Source organism: Enterobacter sp. RIT637 (assembly GCF_019718755.1).
GTDB lineage: Bacteria > Pseudomonadota > Gammaproteobacteria > Enterobacterales > Enterobacteriaceae > Enterobacter.
Genome location: NZ_JAIHAZ010000046.1, coordinates 1 through 911 on the forward strand (window position 1 = coordinate 1; position 911 = coordinate 911).

A 911-nucleotide genomic window follows, 5' to 3' on the forward strand; every position below is an offset into this window, starting at 1 on the left:
GACGGAGGGCACCGCCTGTTTAACGAGGCGGATATCGATCGCATTCGCGAAATCAAAAGCTGGATCGACAACGGTGTGCAGGTCAGTAAGGTCAAATCGCTCTTATGCGAACACGATCCCGACAGCCTGGCCGAGTGGCGCGAACATCAGGAAACCCTGCTTCGGCTGTTGCAGGCCGGTAACTTTCAACGTCTGCGAACCTGGATCAAGGAGCAGGGTCGGGATTATCCCGCCCAGACGTTAATCGCTCATCTGTTTATACCGCTTCGCCGCCGTCTGCAGTCTCAGCAGCCGGCATTACAGACGCTGCTAAGCATGCTGGATGGCGCGTTAATCAATTACATTTCCGTGTGCCTGTCGACGGCACGCAAGAAGAGCGGAAAGGACGCGCTGGTGGTCGGCTGGAATATTCACGACACCACCCGCTTATGGCTCGAAGCCTGGATCGCCACGCAGCAAGGCTGGCGAGTAGACGTGCTGGCACATTCATTAGCGCAGTTTCGCCCGGAGCTTTTCGAAGGGCAAACCCTGCTGGTCTGGTGCGGAGAAATCCCCACTGCCGCCCAACAGCAGCTTCTGAGCGAATGGCGCGAACACGGCTACCCCGTCATTACCCTTGGTCCGTAAATGTCTTAACGGCATTTAATGGTTCATTAACAGGTGTGCTTCACCGTATAATTGGGCGGTTAACAAAAGGAGCACATTATGAAGGCAACCAAAGTGGCCGTAATTACCCTCTTCGCTTTAATGGCCATCAGCGGCATTGGCGGCGTAATGCTGGCTGGCTACTCATTTATCGTACGTGGCGGTGTCGGCTGAGATACTGCGCCAGCCGTTCAAATCCGCGATCAACCACGATCGCCGCCAGCGCAACCAGCACCGCACCCTGCACAATATAAGCCGAGTTAAAC

Annotated in this window: 2 protein-coding genes and 1 pseudogene; 2 read left to right on the forward strand and 1 reads right to left on the reverse strand. The window is 55.4% G+C overall.

Annotated features, from left to right (window positions below):
- Together K5E19_RS23010 and K5E19_RS23015 are read left to right on the forward strand one after the other, a co-directional pair.
- On the forward strand, positions 1 to 627 hold a 627-nt coding region (locus K5E19_RS23010), incomplete at its 5' end, for a MerR family transcriptional regulator (protein WP_221553246.1).
- 78 nt (positions 628 to 705) lie between these two features.
- On the forward strand, positions 706 to 819 hold the full coding sequence (locus K5E19_RS23015; RefSeq protein ID WP_100779551.1) for a protein YohO: 114 nt from the start codon (positions 706 to 708) through the stop codon (positions 817 to 819).
- On the opposite strand, the pseudogene K5E19_RS23020 reads toward K5E19_RS23015, so the two are convergent.
- Positions 794 to 911 (reverse strand): annotated as a pseudogene (locus K5E19_RS23020) (ABC transporter permease); the annotation flags it as partial. The gene K5E19_RS23015 and the pseudogene K5E19_RS23020 overlap by 26 nt on opposite strands.